Consider the following 23,937-nt stretch of genomic DNA (forward strand, 5'->3'; position numbering starts at 1 on the left):
TAACTTCTGACAAGTGTTGACTTTTGCCATAGGGTGCCTGAAGTTCTTTTCTCAGCCGTCACAGGAGTCACTCCCCTCATGCCCAACGTCGAATCCCTCCGCGAGGGCGACCCGGCAGCGGTGGGACCCTACCGGCTGGTCGGGCGCCTCGGCGCGGGCGGCCACGGTGTCGTCTACCTCGGGCAGGCTCGCAACGGGACGCCCGTCGCCGTCAAGGTGCTGCACGAGGGGCTGACCGGGGGCGAGCGCCTGGTCAAGGAGATCGCCGCCGCGCGCCGGGTCGAGCCGTTCTGCCTCGCGCGGGTGCTCGGGGCGTCGACCAGCGGCAGGCCGTACATCGTCGCCGAGTACGTGGACGGGCCCTCGCTGCGGGAGTCGGGCCGGCTCGGCACGGCGGAGCTGCAGCGGCTCGCCGTGGCGACCGCGACCGCGCTGGACGCCCTGCACCAGGCGAGTGTCCTGCACCTGAACTTCAAACCGGCGAACGTGCTGCTCGGACCCGACGGGGCGCGGGTCGTCGACTTCGGCATCTCCGGGGCGGTCGGGACCGGGGTGAGCGCGACCGGCACCATCGCCGGGACGCCTGCCTACATGGCGCCGGAGCAGCTCGCGGGGAAGGCTGCGGGGGCGCCGGCGGACGTGTTCGCGTGGGCTTCGACGATCGTGTTCGCGGCCACGGGGGTGCCGCCGTTCGGGGACGACTCGCTGCCGGCGGTCATCAACCGGATCCTGCGCGAGGAGCCGCGGATCGATGACCTGCCGCGGCCGCTGCGCGAGGTCGTGGCGGCCTGCCTGGCCAAGGACCCCGCCGCCCGCCCGGCGATGCGGGACGTGCTGCTGCGGCTGATCGGCGGCGGCTACCGGCCGCCGCAGGCCCAGCCTTCGCGCCTGGGGCCGGCCCGCCTTCCCGGCGACGACTACGCGACGCCGGCCGCCCCCTCCCGCGACCCCGCGCCGGCGTCGGGTCCGCACGAGCGCGGCGGCTCCCCGGCCCTGGGCCCGCACGACCACGGCACCGTGCCGATCTCGGCCGTGCCGGAGGGCGGCGGTACACCCGCCCCGGCGGCCCGCTCCGGCGGCACCACGTCCTCCCCGGCCACGCGCCACGACGCGGGGCACTCCGATCCCGCGTCGCAGTCCGGGACGGCGCCCGCATCCGACGCGCACTCGGCCTGGGCCGCACACCACGGTGCGGGGGCGCGCCGGCCGTCCGCTTCGCATCCGAACCCGGCCTCCTTCCGGCTGGCGGCTCCGGTGGATCTGTCCTCGGCCGCCGTCGAGTACCCGGCGGCCGAGCGCTCCGCCGCCACGGAGCGGCCGGGGCCCGGTGAGGCGGCGGCCCTCAGCACGTCGCCGATGCAACATTCGGCGCTCGTCGACATCCTGGTCGCGGGCCGGCCGGGCACCGGCGGCAAGGCGGTGGCGAAGCGCCCGGGCCGCGGGCGGGTGAAGACCCTGATGATCGTCGGCGTCTCCGGAGTGTCCGTCCTGGCGCTGGCCGCCGCCATCGTCTGGCTCACCCCCACGACCCCCACCTCCAAGGCCGAGAACGTGGGAGGCGGCACCGTCGCGCCCACCTCCGAGGCGGCCCGCACGCCGACCAGGACGCCGAGCCCCCGGCGGACCCGTACCGTCAGACCCACCCCGCAGGCCGAGGGCACGCCCAGCGCCGTGGCGACCGACGGCACCACGCCGTCCGCCGCGACGGCCCCGCTCAGGGTCTCCCTGCGGCCCAGGGGGACGCGGAACGGCGACTGCTGGACGGGCGGCGAGGTGACGCCGCGGGCGCTGGTGGCGCGCACGGGCGGCGCGCTGACGTTCAGGTACACCTGGCTCATCGACGGCGCGCCCGTGGGCCGCTCCTCGGCGCTCATCTCCGAGAACGGCCGGCTCTACCTCACCTCGCCGGCCACCCTCACCGGCGCGGCGGGCACCACCCACCGCGTCACGTTGCGGATCACCTCTCCCGTTCCCGTGCAGCGGTCCATGGACGTCACGCTGTGTGACGACCTCTGAGCTGGCCGAGAAGATCGAGGGCGGCGTCGGCGATCACGGTGCCCGGGGGGAAGATCGCGGCGGCGCCCGCGGCCCGCAGCTCGTCGTGGTCGCCGGGCGGGATGACCCCGCCGACGACGATCATGACGTCGGCGGCGTCGAGGTCGGCCAGCGCCTCGCGGAGCGCGGGCACCAGCGTGAGGTGACCGGCGGCCAGCGACGACACGCCGACGATGTGCACGTCGGCCTCGACCGCCTGCCTGGCGACCTCCTCGGGCGTCTGGAACAGCGGCCCGACGTCCACGTCGAAGCCGAGGTCGGCGAAGGCCGTGGCGATCACCTTCTGGCCGCGGTCGTGGCCGTCCTGGCCCATCTTGGCCACGAGGATGCGCGGGCGGCGGCCCTCGGCCTTCTCGAAGTCGGCGCAGGCCTGGCGGGCGCGTTCGATGCCGGCGGCGGGGCCGGACTCGTCGCGGTACACCCCTGAGATGGTACGGACCTGCTCGGCGTGCCGGCCGAACACCCGCTCCAGCGCATCGGAGATCTCGCCCACCGTGGCCTTGGCGCGGGCGGCGTCCACGGACAACTTGAGCAGGTTGCCGTCCAGACCGGGCGCGGGATCGGCGGCGGCCTTGGCGAGCGCGTCGAGGGTGTGGCGGACGGCCTCCTCGTCGCGTTCGGCCCGCAGGCGTGCCAGCTTGTCGAGCTGCTGGGCGCGTACGGCGCTGTTGTCGACCTTGAGCACCTCGATGGCCTCGTCGCTCTCGGCGCGGTACTTGTTCACGCCGATCACCGGCTGCCGCCCCGAGTCGATGCGGGCCTGGGTGCGGGCGGCCGCCTCCTCGATGCGGAGCTTGGGCAGCCCGGCCTCGATGGCCTTGGCCATGCCGCCGGCCGCCTCGACCTCCCGGATGTGGGCCCAGGCGCGCTCGGCGAGGTCATGGGTGAGGCGTTCGACGTAGTAGGAGCCACCCCAGGGATCGATGGGGCGGGTGGTGCCGGACTCCTGCTGGAGGAGGAGCTGGGTGTTGCGGGCGATCCGGGCGGAGAAGTCCGTGGGCAGGGCCAGCGCCTCGTCCAGGGCGTTGGTGTGCAGCGACTGGGTGTGGCCCTGGGTGGCGGCCATGGCCTCGACGCAGGTGCGCACGACGTTGTTGAACACGTCCTGCGCGGTCAGCGACCAGCCGGAGGTCTGGCTGTGCGTACGCAGGCTCAGCGACTTCGGGTTCTTCGCCCCGAACCCGGAAACCAGCTTGGCCCACAGCAGCCGGGCGGCGCGCAGCTTGGCGACCTCCATGAAGAAGTTCATGCCGATGCACCAGAAGAACGACAGCCGCGGCGCGAACCGGTCGACGTCCATCCCGGCGGCGACCCCGGCGCGCAGGTATTCGACGCCGTCGGCCAGCGTGTACGCCAGCTCCAGGTCGCACGTCGCCCCGGCCTCCTGGATGTGGTAGCCGGAGATGCTGATCGAGTTGAACTTCGGCATCTTCTCGCTGGCGTAGGCGAAGATGTCCGAGATGATCCGCATCGAGGGTGCCGGCGGGTAGATGTAGGTGTTGCGGACCATGAACTCCTTGAGGATGTCGTTCTGAATGGTCCCGGCGAGCTGCTCCGGCGCGACGCCCTGCTCCTCGGCGGCCACGATGTACAGCGCCAGCACCGGCAGCACGGCGCCGTTCATGGTCATCGACACCGACATCTTGTCCAGGGGGATCCCGTCGAACAGCTGCCGCATGTCGTAGATCGAGTCGATCGCCACCCCGGCCATGCCCACGTCGCCCGCCACGCGCGGGTGGTCGGAGTCGTAGCCGCGGTGCGTGGCCAGGTCGAACGCCACCGACAGGCCCTTCTGGCCGGCGGCCAGGTTGCGGCGGTAGAAGGCGTTGGAGTCCTCGGCCGTGGAGAAGCCGGCGTACTGGCGGATGGTCCAGGGCTGGTTGACGTACATGGTGGGGTACGGGCCGCGCAGGTACGGGGCCGCGCCCGGGTACGTCCGCAGGAAGTCGAGCCCTCCGAGGTCCTGGGCGGTGTAGAGCGGCTTGACGCCGATGCCCTCGGGCGTCTCCCAGATCCCGCCCTCGCCCTCGTACGCGTGCGCCTCCTCCGCCTCCTTCGGCAGGCCGTTGAGCGGGATGCCGGAGAAGTCCGGGATCATCGGGTCACCTCCAGGTCGTCGAAGGTCGTGCGGAGCACGTGGAGCGCGTCGCAGCCCGCGTACAGGGTGGCGTCCACGCCGTCGTAGTCTCCCTTCCCCGCCAGCCACACCCTTCTCGCCCCGGCTCTGCGGAGCGCGGCGGCCACGGCGGCGGCGTGCTGGGCGTACAGCTTGTCGCTGGAGCACAGGCAGGCGACCGTAGAGCCGCTGACGGCGAAGGCGGTGGCGATCTGCTCGGGGTCCGTGCCGGGGCCCGCGGTCTCGGTGGCCAGGCCGCCCGCCTGGAACAGGTTCGCGGCGAACGCCGTCCGGGCGGTGTGAGCGGCGAGGGGGCCGATGGTGGCCAGGAACACCTTGGGCCGCTCTGGCCGGGCGTCGGCGAGATCCCGCAAGGCCTCGAACTCCGCCGCATAGCGGATCTTCGGCAACCCGCCCGCGGCCGGCGACGCGTCCGCGGTGGCAGGTGGCTGGGCAGGGCGGCGGAGGGGTTTTTCGCCGGCGTCCGGGAACTCGCTGACGCCGGTGATCGGCAAGCGGCGGTGGGCGATGTCCGTGGCACGACGGTCGCGGGTGGCGGCGATGCGCTCGGCGATCAGCCCGGCGGCCGCGTCCACGCCGCCGGCGGCCTCGATCTCCTGGAACCACGCCCACGCCCGCTCGGCCAGGTCGGCGGTGCGGCGTTCGACGTACCAGGAGCCGCCCGCCGGATCGATCACCCGGCCCACCCCCGACTCCTCCAGCAGCAACGCCTGCGTGTTGCGGGCGATGCGGCGCGAGAACGCGTCCGGCAGCCCCAGGCAGGCGTCGAACGGCTGCACGGTGACCGCCTCCGCCCCGCCCACCCCGGCGGCGAAGCAGGCGAGGGTGGTGCGCAGCATGTTCACCCAGGGGTCGCGGGCGGTCATCATGGCCGAACTCGTCACGGCGTGCTGCCGCTGGCCGCCGTGCGCGGGCGCGCCGCAGACCTCGGCGACCCTCGCCCACAGCCGCCGGGCGGCCCGCAGCTTGGAGATGGTGGCGAACTGGTCGGCGGTGGCGGCGTACCGGAAATCGATCTGCCCTAGCGCTTGCTCGACTGAGAGCCCGGCGCCGGTGAGCGCCCGCAGCTCCGCGACGCCCCGCGCGAGAGAGCAGCCCAGCTCCTCTGCGTCTGCGCCGCCCGCGTCGTGAAAGAGCGTGGCGTCCACGGTGACGGCCCGCAGCCCGGGGAACTCGGCGGCGCACCGCACCGCCAGCTCGGCCCCGGCCGCACCGGAGGCCCCCAGATTGCCGCTCACCGCTGTCTCGCGCGCGGCGGCCAGCCCGAACAGCGCCTCGGCGGCCTCCCGCGCCAGCCCGCCGGCCTCGAGCACGACGGGCGCCAGGTCGAGGTAGACGTCCTTCAGCACCGCCTCCAGCGCTCCGACCGGGATCGCGCCGTCCCCGACGACCAGCCAGAGCGACGTGACGCCGTTCTCCAGGTCGGCCAGCACCGCTTCCGGGTCGGGCACGGCGTGCCGCTGCCGCACGTCCCAGCCGGAGACGGCTCGCGACCCGCGCACGTACGGCGGCGTCCCGGGCAGCCCCGGCGCACCGGGCACGTCATCCATGTCGTAGAGGGGCGCGACCGTCAGCCCGTCATAGGTGGCGCTCGCCAGCGCCTCCTCGGGCGAGCCCGCCTCGATGCCCGACTTGCGCAGAACCTCCGCCGCCAGCGCCCGCCAGTCGTCCCGGGTCGTGGGTGCGAACCCCGCTGCCAGTTCCATGGTTCGGATAGTAGGTGGAGCACCGGGAGCCCAGTAACCCCGGGGCCACCCCAGAACGGATCAACTTGGCGGGGCCTCCCAGGCCAGCCGCCACGTGACCGGCCCCACGATCCCGTCGTCCTCGACGCCCTGCCGGCGCTGGAACCCGCGGCACACCTCGCGCGACTCGCTGCCGTACGCGCCGTCCACGTCAAGCTCCCAGCCCCGCGCCCGCATCTGCCGCTGCCACGTGCGCACGTCCTCGCCGCGCGTCACCGGCGGGTACTTCAGCAGCCGCCCGGGGAAGGGCGGCGCCACCGGGTCCGGCGGTGCGCTCTCTCCCGGCCGGGGCGCGCCCCGCCGCATCCAGGCGTAGAGCGGGTCGCCGGGGCAGTCGGTCGCGTATCCGTCGCGGTGTCCCTTGATCTCCGGGCCGGCGCGGCCGCGGTCGCGTACGTACTGGACCGCGTCGAGGATCCCGTGCAGCACCCCGTCGGGCGGCTGGACGAGCCCCGAGTTGCCGACCAGTGCGAGCACGGCGTAGTGGCCGGCGTTGAGCCCCGGGCCGTTCGCGGCCGGCAGGTGGTGCAGCCCCCGCCCCTCGAACACCTTCCGGTGCGGGCAGGCCACGTAGGAGTTGCCGGTGAAATAGACGCTGCCCGCCCGCCGGGCCAGCCAACTCTGGTTCGCGGTCCGGGGGCACCAGATCTCCCCGTGATAGGTCTCCCGGCTGATCGTGGCGTCGCCGGGCGAGAAGTGCTGCTGCCGCGTCATGTCCACCTGCCATCTCAGCGCCGGAGGCTGGGGACGCAGCGTGGCCGGCGCCCCGGTCAGCAGGACCGCGAACATGAACGCCTCGGCGGCCGCCCGGTCCTTCCACGCCGGCGTGTCACCGCCGGCCGCGAGCGAGGTCTCGATGAACAGCGACAGCTGCGCCCGTGTGAGAGAAAGCAGGAAAACGAAGTCAGGCGCCTTCCGGGGAGCGACCTCGGCCAGCCGCCGGCCCGCTTCGGCGGACAGCTGGAATTCGACGAATCGCCCGCTGACGATCTCACGCCACCGGGCCGCCCCACCGGCCTCGGAAAGGGAAGGGCCGAAGACGGAGGTGAGCGCGGCGCGAATCCGGGCGGCATAGAGCGGATTGCTCGGCGCCTGGCGAAGGGTGGCGCACATCGTGCGCCCGACGGATCCGACGCGGCCCGCCGCCGAGAACCAGGCCACGAGTTCGACGAAGGCATCGGACCATTTCGCCTCGCCGGGCAGATCCGCGCACGGGGCCGCGAGCGGAATCCGATCCCGATGTCCCATCGTCTCCGTGGTCACCCATAAACGATCGAAACCCGTGACGACCCGCTGAGACGTTCCGCCGCCGGCTCTCTTCCGCCACCGCATTCTCGTGCGCCGGCGTTCGACCGGCCAGCGATGTTGCGGTGTGGTGAGCGAGGAGTGTCCGGCCCCCTCCATCCGCACCATTTCCCGGGGGCGGGCCGGAAAGACGCACACCTCCAGCACCGGCTGCCATTCCGACAGACCGGTTTCGTGATTGAGGGTCAGCGCCTGGTCTCCGGTACGCAGCGCGCGATACGACTTCCAGCCCTGCCGGGTCAGGATCTCCGTGTTCTCGTCCACGCAGTAGCCGATGTCGATCCAGCCGTTGCCGTCCATGTGATAGCCCTGGATGGACCGGACCAGCGCGACGCACTGATCGTGGTCGTCCACGATCCCCGGGGCGACCCTGCCGCCCGTGTAATGCACCTTCACTCCCCTGGTGGAGTCAAGCTGCGTGTACGTGCCGCGTGGCTCGCGCGCCAGCCACTCCCGCCGTAATACCAGATCAATGGCCACGGTGCTCTCCGGGGGTCGAGAACGGGACGACTGAGCGTAACGCCGCCCATGCGATCAGGTCGGAAGAATTCAAGATTTCCGGTCTCAGCGGCGTATTAGGCTGGCGGCGATGGACGTCAAGACGCTTCTGCGTGCCCATCCGGCCTGGCTCGCGCACCTCGAATCCCTCGGCGGCTTCGACCTCGCCTTCCCCGGCGACCTGCCGTCAGAGCTGCTGCGGCTGGCCGTGCCGCACGAGGACGTCAACGCGGTCATCGCCGGTCGTCCCGAGCCGGGCAGCCCGCAGTGGTGGCTCGCCGAGCGCTGCGTGCACTCGCTGGTGTCCACGATGGGCAGCCTGGACGACCCGCCGCCGTTCCGGTCGCTGCCCGAGCTGGGGCCGTACTTCTACGTACACGTCTTCCTCGCCGCGCTCCCGCACACCCGGCGTTACCACCGCGAGCTGGGCGTCCCGGAGGAGGTGTCGTGGGCGACGTTCACCGACCTGGGGCGGAACATGGCGGTGCACCGTAAGCGCCACGGCACCGGCGGCCTGCACTCGCCCCACTGGTTCATGCTGCACGCCAGGGGTGTCCTCTACGAGTTGGGGCGGCTCCAGTTCAACCGGTCCCGGCTGGGCCGCAGGACGGGGGAGGCGGTCCGCGCGGCGGGGTTGCCGTCCGGGCCCGGCGACCCGGCGCTCGGCGTGCACATCCCCGACTTCCACGGCCCGCTGACGCCCGAGGCGTGCGACGCGTCGTTCGAGCGGGCCAGGGCCTTCTTCCCGCGGCACTTCCCCGACGAGCGCCCGCACGTCATGACATGCGGGTCGTGGCTGCTCGACGATCAACTGGCCCGCTACCTGCCCGCCGACTCCAACATCATGGCCTTCCAGCGGCGCTTCCACCTCCTCCACCGGCTCGACGACTCCGGCATGGTGGAGTTCGTGTTCGGCCGGGACGCCGCCGGCCCGGACCCGCTGCCCCGCCGCACGCGGCTGGAACGGGCGATCGCCGACCACCTGGCGGCCGGCGGCACCTGGCACGGCCGGACCGGCTGGCTCCCCTTCTGACGCTCTCGCGCCGCACGCGGTCCAGACGCGCGTGCTGGAACGCCCGGCCGCCACGGTGGATCCGCGGTCAGCCCGTGTAGAAGGAGTCCAGCGTTTCGCCGTAGCGCCCCTCGATCGCCTTGCGCTTGATCTTGAGGCTGGCCGTCAGCTCGCCAGTCTCCACGGCGAAGTCGTCGGCCAGGATCGCGAACTTCTTGACCGTCGCGTAGCTGGCCTCGCCGACGTTGACCTGGTCGATCGCCTTCTGGACCTCCTCGCGCACGCGCGGGTGCTCGCACAGCTCCTGCGGGTCCTCCGGCAGCGACTCGGCCTGCGCCCACGGCTTGACGACGTCCATGTCGAGCGTGACCAGCGCCGTGACGAAGTTGCGCCGGTCTCCGTGCACGAACACGTGCGACACGTACGGGCAGGCCGCCTTGATGCGGCCCTCCAGGTACGTCGGCGCGACGTACTTGCCGCCCGAGGTCTTGATCAGCTCCTTCTTGCGGTCGGTGATGCGCAGCCGCCCCTCCTCGTCCAGCTCGCCGATGTCGCCCGTGTGCAGCCAGCCGTCCTCCAGCGCCGCGGCGGTCTCCTCCGGCAGGCCGTGGTAGCCGCGCATGATGCCGCGCCCGCCGATGAGGATCTCGCCGTCGTCGGCGATGCGGACCTCGGTGCCGGGCAGCGGCTGTCCGACGGTGCCGAACTTCGCCGAGTCCGGCCGGTTGAGGAAGCTGCCCGCGGACGACTCGGTCAGGCCGTACCCCTCGAGGATGGTCAGGCCGGCCGCGTCGAAGAACTCGGCGATCTCCTGGTTCAGCGGGGCGGCGCCGGAGATGAAGTAGCGGATCCGGCCGCCGAACCGGTCGCGGAGCTTGGCGAAGACCAGGCGGTCGGCCAGGGCGTACTCGACGCGGGTGGTGAGCGGGATGGCCGCGTCGCGCTGGCGGGCCCGGCTGACCCTCACGCCGGTCCCGCGCGCCCAGTTGAAGATCTTCAGCTTGACGCCGCCCTCGCGCTGCACGGTGGCGGCCACCGTGTTGTGGATCTTCTCGAAGATGCGCGGCGCGGCCGCCATGACCGTCGGCCTGACCACGCCGAGGTTTTCGGCGATCTTGTCGAGGCGGCCGTCGATCGCGGTCGGCACGCCGATGTCGATCATCACGACCTGGAGCAGCTTGCCGAACGAGTGCGACAGCGGCAGCCACAGGAAGTGCAGGTCGGCCGGGGAGATCAGGCCGATCTGGCGGACCGCGCCGGCGGCGTAGAGCCAGTTGTCGTGGGTGAGCTCCACGCCCTTGGGCCGGCCGGTGGTCCCCGAGGTGTAGATGAGCGTGGCCAGGTCGTCCTGGGCGATGGCGTCGACCATCGCGTCGTAGGCGCCGCTCTCGCCGGCAGGGTCCGAGCGTACGGAGTCGAGCGTCACCACCCAGCCGTCGTCGCTCGGCGAGCCGTCGATGACCACCACGTTGGTGACGTCGGGCAGTTCCTTCTGCACGGACCTGATCTTGGCGACCTGGTCGTCGTTCTCGGCGATGACGATCGTGCTGCCGGAGTCGGTGATGACGAACGCGGACTCGGCGGCCGTGTTGGACGGGTAGATCGTGGTCGTGGCGGCGCCGGTCGCCAGCACGGCCAGGTCGGTGAGGATCCACTCGAGCCGGGTCGAGCACAGGATGGACACCCGTCTGCCCGGCCCCGAGCCGAGTTCGGCCAGCCCCAGAGCCAGCCCGCGCACCCGCTCGCCCACCTCCCGCCACGAGATCGATTTCCAGTCGCCGTCCGAGGGAACTCGGTACGCCTCGGCGTCTGGGGTGGCCGCGATGCGGTCGCGTAGCAGGGCGGGAATGCTGGACATGCCTGGCCTCCTGGAGGTGTTGACCAGACTTTAGGACGTCGGGGCCGGGTCAGTCGATGGTCCTGATCGGCGGGGAGACGGCGGCGACCGCGCGGGCGGTGCGCACCTCCCACGCGCCGCAGGCGCAGTGCAGATAGGAGACCAGGCCCTCGGAGGTGCGGTGCGAGGAGACGACGGTCAGGGCGAACGGGTCGTGCGGCTGTCTGGTATGCATGCTCTCACCCTGATGTAATGAGCTTATGCACTTCAATGCTTACGGCGGTAACGGGGCGGCGCTCGCGGCCGAGCTGGTCAACGCGACCGACTTCAGCCCGGCGGCGGCCGAGGCGATGCTGACCGAGCACCGGCTCCTGCGCGCCGCCGTCACGGCCGAGCAGGCAGAGGAGCTGCGGGCGTGGGCGCGGCGGCTCGACCCGGTGTTCGGCGAGCCCGACCAGGACGCGCAGATCAAGCTGATCAACGATCTGCTGGACATCACCGCCTCGAAGCCGTACGTCAGCGCGCACGACGGCCGCGAGCCGCACCTGCACTTCTACTCCCCGGACGCCGACGTCGTCTCGAGGGCCAAGGACACCACCGCCGGCGGCCTGGCCATGTGCATGTCGTTCGCCGGCGGCGGCCGGTTGGGGCGGTGCGGCCGGGAGGGGTGCGAGATCGTCTACGTCGACACCTCGCGCAACGGCCGGCGCCGGTTCTGCTCGCTGGCCTGCGCGAACAGGGTCAACGTCGCGGCCCACCGGGCCCGCCGGGTTGCCAGGTGATCGAGACGTCGCATAGGCTGGCGGGCGTCTTATCCCCGACCCGTGAGGGCAGTTGATTTGAGGATCTGAGGTCGCGGGCACCGCGCCGTTCGCCCTGTCATGGGCCTTGCGCGCACACCTGGACCTCTGGCGACCATCCTCGCCCTCTGTCGCGGACTCCGCTGCCGAGTTCCTCGTGCGTCGCGCGCATTTGCGGTGATTTCCCGCCAAGTCACGAAATTTCGATTTTTGTGATGGGAGCCGCCTTATGTCTATTTCTATCGTCGTCGACCATGTCTCCTTCGGCTGGCCGGACGGCCGCAAGGTGCTCGACGGGCTCGATGCCGCCTTCCCCGCCGGCCGTACCGGGCTCATCGGGGTCAACGGGTCGGGCAAGTCCACCCTGTTGAAGATCATCGCCCGTGAGCTCGTCCCGCGGTCCGGGTCGGTCTCCGTCTCCGGGGAGGTCGGATACCTGCCGCAGAACGTACCGCTCGCCGCCGCCCGTACCGTTTCCGACCTGCTGGAGATCAGCGGGAAGCGGGCCGCGCTGCACGCCATCGAGAGCGGCGACGTGGCCGAGGAGCACTTCGCCGTGATCGGGGACGACTGGGACGTCGAGGAGCGGGCGCGGGCCGAGCTCGACCGGCTCGGCCTGACCCACATCGGCCTGGACCGCACGGTCGGCACGCTGTCCGGCGGCGAGACCATCATGGTCGCGCTCGTCGCCCAGCTGCTGAAGCGGCCCGACGTGCTGCTGCTCGACGAGCCCACCAACAACCTCGACCTCGACGCCCGCGAGCGGCTCTACGCCGCCGTGTCGGCCTGGCAGGGGGTGCTCGTGGTGGTCAGCCACGACCGCACGCTGCTGGAGCTCGTCGACCAGGTCGCCGAGCTGCGCGAGGGCGCGGTGCGCATGTACGGCGGCAACCTCTCCGCCTACGAGGAGCAGATCGCGGCCGAGCAGGAGGCCGCCGAGCGCATGGTGCGCACCGCCGAAGGCGATGTGAGACGGCAGCAGCGCGAGCTGATCGAGGCCAGGACCAGGATCGACCGGAACATCCGGGCCGGCAAGAAGGCGGCCGCGAACAACAAGGCGCCGAAGATCGTCGCGAACGGTCTCAAGCGGAAGGCTCAGGTGACCGCCGGCAAACAGCGCACCCTGCACCAGGAGAAGCTGGAGGAGGCCCGCGAGCGGCTCACCGAGGCCGAGCAGGCCGTACGCGACGACGCGGAGATCCGCATCCAGCTTCCGGGCACCGAGGTCCCGGCCGGCCGCACGGTCCTCGTCCTCCCGCTCGACCCGCCGCCGCCCACCGGCGCGGCCGAGTCCCAGCTGGAGGCGAGGGTGCTGGAGACGCTCGTCATCCGCGGGCCCGAGCGGATCGCGCTGCTCGGCCCGAACGGATCCGGCAAGACGACCCTCCTCAAGCGGATCCTCGAGCACGGTGCCCAGGTGCCGGTCCGCTACCTGCCGCAGCGGCTCGACCTGCTGGACGATGCGCTGAGCGTGGTGGACAACGTGCGGACCGTGGCGCCCTCCGCCTCGGTCAACGACGTGCGGGCCCGGCTGGCGCGCTTCCTGTTCCGGGGCGAGCGGGTCAACCAGGCCGTCGGCACGCTGTCGGGCGGCGAGCGCTTCCGCGCCACGCTGGCCGCGCTGCTGTCGGCGGAGCCGCCGCCGCAGCTGCTCCTGCTCGACGAGCCGACCAACAACCTGGACATGCCCAGCGTCCGCCAGCTCGCGCAGGCGCTGTCCGCGTACCGGGGCGCACTCGTCGTGGCCAGCCACGACCTGCCGTTCCTGGAGACCATCGGCATCACCCGCCGGCTGCGGCAGGACCGCGAGGAGGGGCTGACGGAACCTTGATCAACGAGTCTCCAGATTGACGTACGGGGAGCAACCGGGCGATAGTGTGGCAGGTGGCTGCACCCCGGTTGATCTCGTGTGTTCTCGCGTTAGCGACACTCACGCTCAGCGCATGTTCCTCCGCCGTGCCCACGCCGGAAGGCGGTGAGTCGCGGGTCACCGGCGTTGCCGGCGGCCAGGCCGCCGCCCCCACGGACAGCGGCGGGACGGTATCCGTCAGCCCGAGCCTGAGTGCGCTGACGCCCGAGGGCTACAAGACCGAGCTCGGCAGCAGGCACAAGGCCATGGCCGGCGCGATCAGCGCCATGGCGAGCGCGCGCGGGGTCAAGGCGCTGAATCAGCGGGTGACCAGGGCCGCGGAGGCGCTGAACGGGGCCGCCGACGGGCTGTCCGCGCTCACCCCGCCCGACGCCGTACGCACTCAGCACGAGGCGTACGTCACCAGCCTGCGGGACTTCTCCACGGCGCTGAGCACCGCGGAGGGCAAGGTCGGCGCGCGTGACCTGTGCACGTCGTCGGCCGTGCTCACCGACCTCGACGACAAGCTGGCCGCACTCGACCAGGCGGGCGAGACCCTGGAGAGCGCCGGCGACTACCCGGCCGACGTCGTGGACGTGAAGGCGGGGCGGAAGCAGACGAGGCGGCTGAGCAACGGCTCGTTCATCCGCAAGGGCACGCTCAACGGGCGCAGCTCGCTGGAGATCGACAACGGGGCCTCGCGTGACGCCGTCGTGACGGTGCTGCGGGGTGGCAGCAAGGCGTTCACCGTGTACGTGCGCAAGAAGGCGAAGTTCAAGATCCGGGGGGTGCGTGACGGCAATTACAAGATCTACTTCACGCACGGGGTGGACTGGGACGGCAGGAGCAAGGCGTTCACCCGGGAGTGCAGCTTCGAGCGGTTCCAGAAGACCGTGAAGTTCAAGACGACCTTCACGGCGACCCAGATCCGGTGGCACGACTGGCGGATCACGCTGCACGCCATCTCCGGCGGCAACGCCCCCACGGCCCAGGTGGACCCGGACGACTTCCCCGGCTGATCCGGCTCGCGGTCAGCGGGTGCGCCGGCGGACGCTGGTGCGGCAGGGCCGCGCACCCCTCCTCGGCGCGCGGCCCCGGCGCATCAGGTCGAGAACAGCATGCCCACCCAGCTGCGCTGCCGGTGGTGGCCGTAGTGGTGGCCGCCGCCGTGCGGCGCACCCCAGGCGGGGCCGGGGCCGGGGGCGGGGGGCGGGGGAGCCGCGTGGTACTGCGTCTCCATCCTGGTCAGCGTCTCGAGCTCGCCGTAGTCGAGGAAGATCCCACGGCAGTTGTCGCACTGCTCGATGTGGACGCCGTTGCGCTCATAGGTCCGCATGTTCCCGCGGCACTTAGGGCACTGCATCTAAGTCGCTCTCCTTGGCTTCAGGGTCTCCAGGATGAAACCTACCGCGCGCGACCCTGTCACGCTCGGACGATTCTGTTGCACGACTCGACCAACGAATGTTCGACCTCGTCCAGTTCCCGGCCGTCGCGCTCGGCGTTGAACACCGCCACCGCGGCCAGCTGAACGGTGAGCGCCCGGGCCGGCACGTCCAGTTGCCGCCACGGATCATCGCCCCGTCCGAGCGCGGGTCCGCCGGAGGCCAGATAAGCGCCCAGGAACCGCTCCCACACGGCCGGATCCAGCAGGCCGGCGGCATACCAGGCGGCCGGTCTGGCCAGGTCCCACGCCGGGTCGCCGACGCCCAGGTCGTCGACGTCGATGAGCAGCCACCGGTCGCGGTGGACGAGCTGGCCGAGGTGCCAGTCGCCGTGTGTGAGCAGCCCCGGCGCGGGGGCGGACTCGGGCAGCTCCTTGAACGCCCGCCTGATGAGCTGCTCGACGGGCCCGTCGCCGGACATGCGCCCCACCGCGCGGGCGGCCCGCGCCGGGCCCCCGGCGGGGGGCAGCGGCGGCAGCAGCGTGAGGGGGATGGCGTGCAGCGTGCCCAGCAGCCTCGCCCCTTCCTCCCAGGGCGCCGCGCCGGGGTCGTCCTGGGAGACGGGGCGGCCGGCGGGCCAGACCGTGACCGCGCGGCCGGAGGCCGTCAGCACCTCGGGATGGAGCGGGGCCAGCATGACGCCGCTGACGGCGGCCGAGGCGGCGGCCCGCAGCCGGACGCGCAGCGACTCGGCGTCGTCGCGGGCGGAATGGGCCTTGACCACGACCTCGCCCCTGCGTAACACGACGACGTCCGTGCGCGTCGGATGAAGCACGGGCGCACCCGATCCGCCGTACGCGGCGGCTATCCCCGCCAGCTCCTCCTTCAGACCCACTCGTACAGACTAGGGGGCATGAGAATCGGTTTCGCCGTACCGCAGTCAGGGCCCTGGGCCACGCCCGAGAACATGCGCCGCATCGCCACGCGGGCCGAGGAGCTCGGCTATCACGAGCTGTGGACGTTCCAGCGGGTGCTGTACCCGGTGGGGCATCCGATGGGGCCGACGTACCGCAGCGTGCACGACCCGGTCGTCACGCTGGCCCACCTGTCGGGCATGACCGGCCGGATCGGGCTCGCCGTGGCGGTGATCAACGCATACGTGCAGCCGGTGGTGCTGGCCAAGCAGCTGGCCACGCTGCAGACGCTCGCCGGCGGCCGGCTCACGGCGGGGATCGGGCTGGGCTGGCTGCCCGAGGAGTTCGAGGCGGCGGGCACGGACTTCGAGCGGCGTGGGCGCAGGGGCGAGGAGTTCGTCGAGGTGCTGCGCAAGGCGTGGACCGACGACGTGGTGGAGCACGCCGGCGCCTTCTACCGGGTGCCGCCGTCCCACATCGACCCCAAGCCGGCGCCGGGGCCGCCGCCGATCCTGCTGGGCGGCACCGCCGAGGTCGCGCTGCGCCGCGCGGCGCGGCTGGCCGACGGCTGGGTGAGTTCCAGCAGGGAGGACCTGTCGGCCGTCGCCGGGCGGGTGGAGCTGATCAAGGCGGTGCTGGCGGAGTCGGGGCGGGACGCGGGCGCCTTCCGGTTCGTGTGCCGCGGCGTCACCCAGGTCAGGGCCGCCGGCGAGCGCCCGCTCACGGGCCCGTACGACAAGATCAGGCGCGACGTGGACGACCTGGCCGTCCAGGGCGTGACGGACGTCTTCCACGACCTCAACTTCGACCACGAGATCGTCACCGCCGACCCCAAGGAGGCCATGCGCCGGGCCGAGGAGGCGCTGGAGGCCCTGGCGCCCTAGCCCCATCCGCCGTACGGCACCGTGATGATCTCCAGGCTGTGGCCGTTCGGGTCCGACCAGTAGAGGCCGCGGCCCCCGTCGTTGGTGTTGATCCGCCCCGGCTGCCGGTGGGACGGGTCCGCCCAGAAGGTGAGGCCGCGGTCCTTGATCCGCCCCCAGATCCGGTCGAACTCCTCCTCACCGACCAGGAACGCGTAGTGCTGCGCGGGCACCGGCCCGTCGACCTGCATCACGTCCAGCGACACGCCGTTGGCCAGCGAGACCACGCGGAACGGCCCGTAGATCGGCGCCGGCTCGAGGCCGAGCACGTCGGCGAGGAAGGCGGCGGTCTCGTCCCTGTCCGCGGCCGGCACGATGGTGTGGTTGAGATGGACAGCCATGCCCACCACGCTACCGACAATCTGCCGCCCCGCCATCGGGCCTGGTCAAGACCGCAGCGGCAGTCCGTTCAGCAGGTTTGTCACCGGGCCAGGCGCAGCGCCTCGGCGGCGACGGCGTGGCGCAGCCCGCGGATGCCGTCGCGGCCCCGTACGGGATGGACGGCGTTGGTCAGCAGCACGACGGTGAGCCGGCGCGCAGGGTCGATCAGCAGCGAGGTGCCGGTGAACCCCGAATGGCCGTACGCGCCCGCCAGCGGCCCGGCGATGGCCGGATCGCCGATGCGCACGCCCAGCCCGTGACGGAAGGGGGCACCCTCGGCGCCCTGGTCGCGCGTCATCTCGGCCACGCTCTCCGGCCGCAACATCGGCCCCCCGCCCAGGCGCAGCGCCTCCCCGAAGGCCAGCAGGTCGTCCGCCGTGGCGAACAGCCCGGCGTGCCCCGCCACGCCGCCCAGCGCGTAGGCGGTCTCGTCGTGCACCTCGCCGCGCACGCAGCCGGGTCCCGGGCGCTCCGGCTTCCACTCGGTGGCGGCGATCCGCGACAGCACCGCCGGCTGGGCCGCCGACTGGGCCGGCGGCCGGTAGCCGGTGCCGGTCAGGCCGAGCACGGCGGTGACGCGGGAGCGTACGAGGGCGTCGAGCGGCGCGCCGCCGGCCAGCTCGGCGAGCCGGCCCGCCAGCACCATGCCGACGTCGCTGTAGAGGTAGGGCCCGCCGACCGGATGGGTGATCGGCGTCGCCGGCATCGCGGCCATGCGCTCGGCCGCGTCCGCCTCGGGCAGCTCCAGGTCGATGCGGCGGGTCGGGGCCAGTCCCGCCGTGTGGGTGAGCAGGCGGCGGAGAGTGATCCGCCGGTCCAGCCCCGGGATCCAGGAGGCGGCCGGCTCGTCGAGGGCGACGCGGCCCTCCTCGGCCAGGGAGAGCAGTACGGCCGTGGTGAACAACTTGCTGATCGAGGCCAGGTCGAAGATCGAGTCGCGGTGCGCGGGCGGGCGTTCCGCGGCCAGGGTTCCCCCCGCGTCGGCGTAACGTACGAGCTCGCCGGTCGCGGCCGCGGCCACCACGGCGCCGTCCACGGCGATCAGCGCGACCGCCGCCGCGCAGACCCGCGGCACCGCTCCCGCGAGAATCGCCTCCAGCCGATCCGGCCTGCCCGCGTCCCCTTCCGGCCCCGCCGGGCGATCCAGCCGATCGGACATCCCCGTAACCTTCCCCCGGACACCCCGATACCGACACCCCGATACCGACACCCCGATACCGACACCCCGATACCCCGTGACGTGCCCCTCAGCCGCTCAGCGCGTCGCTGAGCCGCTCGCCGTGCGAGGCCAGCAGCGCGCGGGCCGCGTCCGCGTCGATGCCGTGCTGGATCATCAGCACCGCGATCTTCGTCTGCCCGTCCGCCGCGTCCAGCGCCGCCTCGGCCGTCTCCTCGTCGGCGCCGGTGATGTCCCTGACCATGCGCAGCGCCCGCCCGGCCAGCTTGTTGTTCATCGCCGACATCTCGACCATCTGGTTCCCGTACGTGCGGCCGAGCTTGACCATGCAGATGGTGGAGATCATGTTCAACACGAGCTTCTGGGCCGTGCCCGCCTTCAGCCGGGTCGAGCCGGTCACCACCTCAGGACCCACGACCACTTCGATCGCGTGCTCGGAGGCGGCCGACAGCGGCGCGCCCTCGTTGCACGACAGGCCCACCGTGAGCGCGCCGCGGCCGGCCGCCTCCGCCAGCGCGCCCAGCACGAAAGGGGCCCGCCCGCTGGCGGACACGCCCATCACGGAGTCCAGTGGCCCGGCCGCCAGGTCCTTCATCGCCGCCGCGCCCGCCTCGGCGTCGTCCTCCGCACCCTCGACGGAGCGGGTGAGCGCGTCGGGCCCGCCGGCGATGACGCCCTGCACCAGCGAGGGGTCGGTGCCGAAGGTGGGCGGGCACTCGCTGGCGTCGAGCACGGCCAGCCGCCCGGAGGTGCCGGCGCCGACGTACAGGAGCCGGCCGCCCTGGGCCATCCTGGCGGAGATCGCCTCGATGGCCCCCGTGATGGCCGGGATCGCCACCGCGACGGCCGCGGGCACGGCGGCGTCGGCCTGGTTCATCAGCCGGGCGATCTGCTCCGTCGGCAGCCGGTCGATCTGGCTGTAGCGGGGATCGCTCTGCTCGGTGGACAGCTCGGGTAGCGGATCAATCATGACGCTAATTTCCACCTTTTTCTTCCCTCTTGTAAATATCTTTCAGCATCATGGTCCTATGACGCTGCTGAGAACCGGTGCTGAGCGCCTGGGCCGCGGATCCCGCGCTCGCGGGAGGTACCCACGTCTGAGTGATGACGAACCCGACCGGCGTCCTGACCGATCTGACTCCCGCACAGGGCGCGCCATCACGCCAGGTCGCGCCGGTAGAGCCAGAAGACGCGCTCCGCCCGCGCGCCCACGGCCCGGGAGTAGAACCGCAACGGCCCCACCCACGCGATCTGGGCGCCGGTCTGCCCCGCGGCCCGCTGCTCGGCCAGGCACCTGCGCAGCAGCACCCGGCCGAGGCCGAGCCCGCGGGCGGCCGGCGCGGTGCCCATGGGCCCGAACCAGTACGGCCGCGTCCCCCAGGCGGCGAAGGCCAGGATGGCTCCGTCACGCTCGGCGTAGTGCAGCCCGGCCGCGTTGGCCGCCTCCCACGCCCACCGCTCGTTCCAGTGCTCGGCGACGAAGGCCGCCACCCGCTCCCGGTCCGCGCCCGCCGCGCGCACGGCGACCCCGGCCTGCTCCAGCCGCGGCAGGTCGTCCTCGACGGACAGGTCGCCGCTCAGGTCGGCCGTCATGTTCCAGGCCACGTGGTAGCGCTCGTAACCGAGGCTCTCGGCCAGGCAGGCGGCGGCGGTGTAGCGTACGTCGATCCCCGGCCAGGCGTAGCACGGCGGGTTCCCGGCCCAGCGGGCCTCCCGCGCGCCGTGGCCGCGCAGCCACTCCTCGGCCGCCAGCACCAGCTCCCGGCCGCGTCCCCGCCCCTGAGCGGAAGGACGCACGGCCAGCAGGTCGAGGTGCCCGGCGGCGGGGTCCTTCGACGACAACGACGCCATCACGATCCCGCCGTCCGCGACCAGCGCCGTCCACCGGCGATCGGCGGGCGGCCGCGACAGCCGCGCCACCAGGGCGGCGCCCTCTCCGGCGTCCAGCGTCAGCGCGGCCTCGGCGATCCGCGCGCCCTCGGTGAGCTCCGCGGGCGTCATCACACCTCGCTCATGGAGCTGGGCTCATGCGGGCGGGCGATCACGCCGCGGCGCTCGGGGTAGAAGCACGCGTGCTCCTGCGGTACGCCCTCCGTCAGCTGCAGCAGCGGCCGCTCGGTCGTGCACCGCTCACCGCGGAACGGGCAGCGGCGGGCGAACAGGCAGCCCTCGTCGGCCTGGCTCTCGTCCAGCGACTCCAGCGGCACCACCGGCTGCTCGCCCGGCTGCTCCAGGCCGTGCAGCACCGGGATGGCCGACAGCAGCGCCTGCGTGTACGGGTGCACGGGGTCGGCGATGACCGTGTCCACGGGCCCGCGCTCGACGACCTGGCCGCGGTAGATGACGTACAGCTCGCCGTCGTCGCCGATGTAGCGGGCGGTGGCCACGTCGTGCGTGATGAACAGCACGCTCACGCCGAGCCGCTCGCGCAGGTCCTTCAGCAGCGCCAGGATGCCCAGCCGGAGCGACACGTCGATCATCGACACGGCCTCGTCCGCGACCAGCATCTCCGGGTCCACGGTCAGCGCGCGGGCGATGACGACCCGCTGCCGCATGCCGCCCGACAACTGGTGCGGGTAGCGCGACAGCACCGTGCCCGGGTCCAGCCCCACCAGGGCCAGAACCTCGGCCGCCCGCTCCTCGATCCACGACCCGGGCCGCCCGGTCTGCCTGGCGCGCAGGGCGAGCGGCGCGTGCAGGGTCTGGTGGATGGTCCTGGTCGGGTTCAGCGCCGAGTACGGGTCCTGGTGGATCAGCTGGATCTTGCGGAAGTGCGGCTGCCGCTGCTTGGGCTTCAGCGCCGACATGGCGACGTCGTCGATGAGGAGCTCGCCCTCGTCGTACGTCTCCAGCCCGGCGATGATCCGCCCCAGCGTGGTCTTGCCGCACCCGGACTCGCCGATGAACGAGGCCGCCCCGCCCTTCGGGATCGCGAAGTCCACGCCCCGCAGCGCCCGCACCTCGCGCCCGGCGAGCACGCTCCCGCGCTGCTTGAACGTCTTGACGATGCCAGTCCCGGTGATCACACGTGCTCCTTCACGGTCACGGCATGGCAGGCCACCGTCCGCGGCCCGTCGGCGTGCGCCTCGGGGTCCACGGTGTCGCACACGTCCATGCGCAGCGGGCAGCGCTCCCTGAACACGCAGCCCTCCTTCGGCACGGTCGCCAGCGTCGGCGGCCGCCCCGGCAGCGCCTGCGCCTCGTCGATGTCGCCGGTCAGCCGCGGGATGGCCCTGATCAGACCGCGGGTGTACGGGTGCCGCGGCGCGCCCAGCACCTGCCGGGTGGGGCCCTGCTCGACCAGGCGGCCGCCGTACATGACGGCCAGCCGGTCGGCGACCTCCGCCACCACGCCGATGTCGTGCGTGATGACCAGCGTCGTCAGCCCGCGCTCGGCGTGCACCTCGCGCACGATCTTCAGGATGTTCGCCTGCGTGATCATGTCGAGCGCGGTCGTCGGCTCGTCCAGCACCACGAGGTGGGCGTTGAGCACCAGCGCCAGCATGATGCCGACGCGCTGGCGCATGCCGCCCGACAGCTCGTGCTGGTGCGAGTCGAGCACCCTGGCGCCGTCCAGCCCCATCCGGCCGAGCAGCTCCTTGGCCTCGCGCACCAGGCCGCGCAGGTCGTCCACGCCGTGCGAGCGGCCCAGGTCGAGCAGTTGCTTGCCGACCGTCTTGAGCGGGTTGAGCGAGTTCTGGGCGGCCTGGAAGACGTACCCGATGTGCTTGCCGCGGGCCTTGCGCAGCTCCTCGCCGCGCAGCCTCGCCACGTCGCCGAGACCGTCGATCTCCACGCTGCCCGCCGCGATCCTGCCGGGCGACTGCACCGCGTTGAGCAGCGACAGGGCCAGCGTGGACTTGCCCGAGCCGGACTCGCCCACGATGCCGGTGATCGAGCCAGGTTCCAGCGTCAGATTGACGTTCCTGACCGCGGGCAGCTCGCCCGCGGGGGTCTTGTAGACGACCGTGAGGCCGTCGATGCGCACTCCCGGCGCTTGCTTTGTCACCCTTTACTCCTCGCGCAGCCGGGGGTTGAAGATCTCGTCCATGGCGTCGACCACGAGCACGATGGCCAGTGTCAGCAGCAGGATCGCCAGCAGCGGCCCCATGAGGAAGCCGAGCGCGCTCGGCACGGTCAGCGCGCCCGAGCGGAACACGGCCGTGTTGAGCATCTGACCCCAGTTGTTCGCCTCGTACGGCAGCACGCCCAGGAAGAACAGGCCGACCTGCGCGTAGACGCCGCCCGTGATCGCGATGAGCATGTTCATCGCGATGTACGGCGCCATGCTCGGCAGCAGTTCCTTGCCGATGATGTGCGTGGTGGGCAACCCGAGCCCGCGCGCCGCCTCGATGAAGCCGCGCTCGCGCAGCGACAGCGTCTGCGACCGCACCGCCCGCGCCACGCCGCCCCAGCTGAGCAGCCCCAGCACCAGGCCCATCTGCACGGCGCTGCCGAACTTCCACACCGTGGAGAGCACCAGCAGCAGCGGCAGGCCGGGGATGGTCAGCTTCATGTCGGTCACCCGCATGAGGACGGTGTCCCAGCGGCCCCGCTTGAAGCCGGAGAACAGCCCGATCCCGGTGCCCACGACCACCGTGATGACGGCGGTCACGAGCGCGGCCAGCAGCACGTACCGCGACCCGGTGACCACCAGGGCGATCACGTCCCTGCCCTGGTCGTCGGTGCCGAGCCAGTGCTCCCAGCTCGGCGGCCGGGTGAGCAGGTTCGAGTCGCGGGGGAGCGGGTCCGGATAGAACATCGGCCCGAACACGCCCATGAACACGAACCCGGCCATGAGCACCGCGCCCACCAGGCGGCTGGGCTTGCGCTTCATGACCCGCCACACGCCCCGCCAGAAGTCGCGGCGCATGGCCGCGCTCGTCGACGAGCTCTCCAGCAGAACACTCATGCCGACACCTCCTCACCGCTGCGCACCCGCGGGTCGATCACGCTGTAGAACAGGTCGGCGACGATGTTCGCCACGATGATCGCGACCGTGATCAGCAGGAACGCCCCGCCCATCAGCGCGTAGTCGCGCATCGTGATGCTGTCGAGCAGCAGCTTCCCGAGCCCCGGATAGTTGAAGATCCGTTCGATGAACACCGCGCCGCCCAGCAGCAGACCCAGCGACAGCGCCAGGATCGTGAACAGCGGCAGGATCGCGTTGCGCATGATGTACCTGAAGATGATCGACCGCTTCATCCCGCGCAGCTCCGCGGCGAGGATGAAGTCGTCGCCGAGCACCGTGACGACGCTCGACTTCATCGCCAGGATCCACCCGCCGTACGCGGCCAGCGCGTACGTCGCCACCGGCAGCACCGCGTGCGAGACCAGCGAGCCGACGTAGCCGGCGTTGAACCCCGGCTCGTACAGGATGTCCACGGGCCCGTCGGCCGGCAGGATCGGGATGAGCGTGCCGAAGATCGCGCTCAGCAGCAGCCCCAGCACGTACTGCGGCACGCCGTGCAGCAGCGATCCGGAGACCGCCAGCACGTCGCCGAGCTTGCCGGAGCGCTTGATGGCCGCGTAGACGCCCATGACGATGCCGACGAAGAAGCTCAGCAGCGTCCCGGCCAGCACCGGCAGAACGGTCCACCTGGCCGCCTCGGCCAGGACGTCGGTGACCGGCGCGCCGGCGTGCGTGACCGACTGGCCCAGGTCGAAGGTGAGCAGGCCGGTCATGTAGTCGGTGTACTGCTCCCAGAGCGAGCCCCTCGGCTGGAAGCCGTAGAGCACGCGCGTCGCCTGCTCGGCCGCCTCGGGGGATATGCCCTGCTCGATCAGTTTCTGTACGTTCGCCGCGACCGGGTCGCCCGGAATGCTCCGGACGATGAAGAAACTGATCGTGGCGACAACAAGGATCATGACGACCCCGCGGGCCAGGTGGCCCGCGAGCCGCCGTGTGATGAGAACCATGTA

Annotated in this window: 21 protein-coding genes; 6 read left to right on the top strand and 15 right to left on the bottom strand. The window is 72.1% G+C overall.

Translation table 11 applies throughout. From position 1 onward, the window contains the following. The first annotated feature begins 78 nt into the window (after positions 1-78). Entirely contained in the window at positions 79-2,016 is a 1,938-nt protein-coding gene (locus ACIBX3_RS11905; RefSeq protein WP_397115853.1) for a protein kinase, read from the top strand. On the opposite strand, the gene scpA is transcribed toward ACIBX3_RS11905, so the two are convergent. The 3 genes from scpA to ACIBX3_RS11920 are packed head-to-tail and all read right to left on the bottom strand — an operon-like array spanning position 1,994 to position 7,722. Next, positions 1,994-4,153, bottom strand: coding sequence for a methylmalonyl-CoA mutase (gene scpA, locus ACIBX3_RS11910; protein WP_397115855.1), 2,160 nt, complete (start codon positions 4,151-4,153; stop codon positions 1,994-1,996). The genes ACIBX3_RS11905 and scpA overlap by 23 nt on opposite strands. Then, positions 4,150-5,898 carry a methylmalonyl-CoA mutase family protein gene (locus tag ACIBX3_RS11915; RefSeq protein ID WP_397115857.1) on the bottom strand — a complete coding sequence of 583 codons (1,749 nt, stop codon included), beginning with the start codon at positions 5,896-5,898 and terminating at the stop codon, positions 4,150-4,152. Before ACIBX3_RS11915 ends, scpA begins: the two co-directional genes overlap by 4 nt. A 60-nt stretch (positions 5,899-5,958) precedes the next feature. Further along, a complete protein-coding gene (locus tag ACIBX3_RS11920; protein ID WP_397115859.1) occupies positions 5,959-7,722 on the bottom strand; it encodes a peptidoglycan-binding protein in 1,764 nt (587 codons plus the stop codon). 109 nt (positions 7,723-7,831) lie between these two features. Between ACIBX3_RS11920 and ACIBX3_RS11925 the strand changes: the two genes are divergently transcribed. Beyond that, entirely contained in the window at positions 7,832-8,773 is a 942-nt protein-coding gene (locus tag ACIBX3_RS11925; protein ID WP_397115861.1) for an acyltransferase domain-containing protein, read from the top strand. A gap of 67 nt (positions 8,774-8,840) precedes the next feature. Here ACIBX3_RS11925 and ACIBX3_RS11930 read toward each other — a convergent pair whose 3' ends face one another. Together ACIBX3_RS11930 and ACIBX3_RS11935 are read right to left on the bottom strand one after the other, a co-directional pair. Beyond that, positions 8,841-10,610, bottom strand: coding sequence for an AMP-dependent synthetase/ligase (locus tag ACIBX3_RS11930; protein WP_397115863.1), 1,770 nt, complete (start codon positions 10,608-10,610; stop codon positions 8,841-8,843). Between the two features lie 49 nt (positions 10,611-10,659). Continuing rightward, the gene (locus ACIBX3_RS11935; protein ID WP_397115865.1) at positions 10,660-10,824 is read right to left on the bottom strand and encodes a hypothetical protein; all 165 of its coding nucleotides are present in this window, start codon (positions 10,822-10,824) and stop codon (positions 10,660-10,662) included. 25 nt (positions 10,825-10,849) lie between these two features. Between ACIBX3_RS11935 and ACIBX3_RS11940 the strand changes: the two genes are divergently transcribed. The 3 genes from ACIBX3_RS11940 (at position 10,850) to ACIBX3_RS11950 (ending at position 14,257) form a co-directional block, all read left to right on the top strand. After that, positions 10,850-11,371, top strand: a complete 522-nt coding sequence (locus tag ACIBX3_RS11940) for a CGNR zinc finger domain-containing protein (RefSeq protein ID WP_397115867.1) — start codon at positions 10,850-10,852, stop codon at positions 11,369-11,371. 247 nt (positions 11,372-11,618) lie between these two features. Beyond that, positions 11,619-13,220 (top strand): ABC-F family ATP-binding cassette domain-containing protein, encoded by a 1,602-nt coding sequence (locus ACIBX3_RS11945; protein ID WP_397115869.1) that lies wholly within the window; start codon positions 11,619-11,621, stop codon positions 13,218-13,220. A gap of 125 nt (positions 13,221-13,345) precedes the next feature. Next, positions 13,346-14,257 (top strand): hypothetical protein, encoded by a 912-nt coding sequence (locus tag ACIBX3_RS11950; RefSeq protein ID WP_397115871.1) that lies wholly within the window; start codon positions 13,346-13,348, stop codon positions 14,255-14,257. An 83-nt stretch (positions 14,258-14,340) separates the two neighbouring features. On the opposite strand, the gene ACIBX3_RS11955 is transcribed toward ACIBX3_RS11950, so the two are convergent. Together ACIBX3_RS11955 and ACIBX3_RS11960 are read right to left on the bottom strand one after the other, a co-directional pair. Further along, on the bottom strand, positions 14,341-14,601 hold the full coding sequence (locus tag ACIBX3_RS11955) for a zf-TFIIB domain-containing protein (protein WP_397115873.1): 261 nt from the start codon (positions 14,599-14,601) through the stop codon (positions 14,341-14,343). Positions 14,602-14,660: 59 nt separating this feature from the next. After that, entirely contained in the window at positions 14,661-15,515 is an 855-nt protein-coding gene (locus ACIBX3_RS11960) for a phosphotransferase family protein (RefSeq protein WP_397115875.1), read from the bottom strand. Positions 15,516-15,533: 18 nt separating this feature from the next. Here ACIBX3_RS11960 and ACIBX3_RS11965 point away from each other — a divergent pair, with 18 nt between their 5' ends. Next, positions 15,534-16,418 (top strand): TIGR03619 family F420-dependent LLM class oxidoreductase, encoded by an 885-nt coding sequence (locus ACIBX3_RS11965; protein ID WP_397115877.1) that lies wholly within the window; start codon positions 15,534-15,536, stop codon positions 16,416-16,418. Here ACIBX3_RS11965 and ACIBX3_RS11970 read toward each other — a convergent pair. From ACIBX3_RS11970 to ACIBX3_RS12005, 8 genes are all read right to left on the bottom strand, one after another. Then, entirely contained in the window at positions 16,415-16,798 is a 384-nt protein-coding gene (locus tag ACIBX3_RS11970; RefSeq protein WP_397115879.1) for a VOC family protein, read from the bottom strand. The two genes, ACIBX3_RS11965 and ACIBX3_RS11970, sit on opposite strands and share 4 nt — an antisense overlap. Positions 16,799-16,878: 80 nt before the next feature. Then, entirely contained in the window at positions 16,879-17,997 is a 1,119-nt protein-coding gene (locus tag ACIBX3_RS11975; protein WP_397115881.1) for a serine hydrolase domain-containing protein, read from the bottom strand. Positions 17,998-18,085: 88 nt separating this feature from the next. Continuing rightward, positions 18,086-18,985 (bottom strand): N-acetylmuramic acid 6-phosphate etherase, encoded by a 900-nt coding sequence (murQ, locus tag ACIBX3_RS11980; RefSeq protein WP_397115883.1) that lies wholly within the window; start codon positions 18,983-18,985, stop codon positions 18,086-18,088. 188 nt (positions 18,986-19,173) lie between these two features. Further along, on the bottom strand, positions 19,174-20,016 hold the full coding sequence (locus ACIBX3_RS11985) for a GNAT family N-acetyltransferase (RefSeq protein ID WP_397115885.1): 843 nt from the start codon (positions 20,014-20,016) through the stop codon (positions 19,174-19,176). Beyond that, on the bottom strand, positions 20,016-21,041 hold the full coding sequence (locus tag ACIBX3_RS11990) for an ABC transporter ATP-binding protein (RefSeq protein WP_397115887.1): 1,026 nt from the start codon (positions 21,039-21,041) through the stop codon (positions 20,016-20,018). Before ACIBX3_RS11990 ends, ACIBX3_RS11985 begins: the two co-directional genes overlap by 1 nt. Then, positions 21,038-22,024: an ABC transporter ATP-binding protein gene (locus ACIBX3_RS11995; protein ID WP_397115889.1), complete on the bottom strand. Its 987-nt coding sequence runs from the start codon at positions 22,022-22,024 to the stop codon at positions 21,038-21,040. Before ACIBX3_RS11995 ends, ACIBX3_RS11990 begins: the two co-directional genes overlap by 4 nt. Positions 22,025-22,027: 3 nt before the next feature. Then, positions 22,028-22,927: an ABC transporter permease gene (locus ACIBX3_RS12000; protein ID WP_397115891.1), complete on the bottom strand. Its 900-nt coding sequence runs from the start codon at positions 22,925-22,927 to the stop codon at positions 22,028-22,030. Beyond that, entirely contained in the window at positions 22,924-23,934 is a 1,011-nt protein-coding gene (locus ACIBX3_RS12005) for an ABC transporter permease (RefSeq protein WP_397115893.1), read from the bottom strand. Before ACIBX3_RS12005 ends, ACIBX3_RS12000 begins: the two co-directional genes overlap by 4 nt. Between the last annotated feature and the right edge of the window lie 3 nt (positions 23,935-23,937).

It is taken from the genome of Nonomuraea sp. NPDC049480, from assembly GCF_044465905.1.
Lineage (GTDB): Bacteria > Actinomycetota > Actinomycetes > Streptosporangiales > Streptosporangiaceae > Nonomuraea.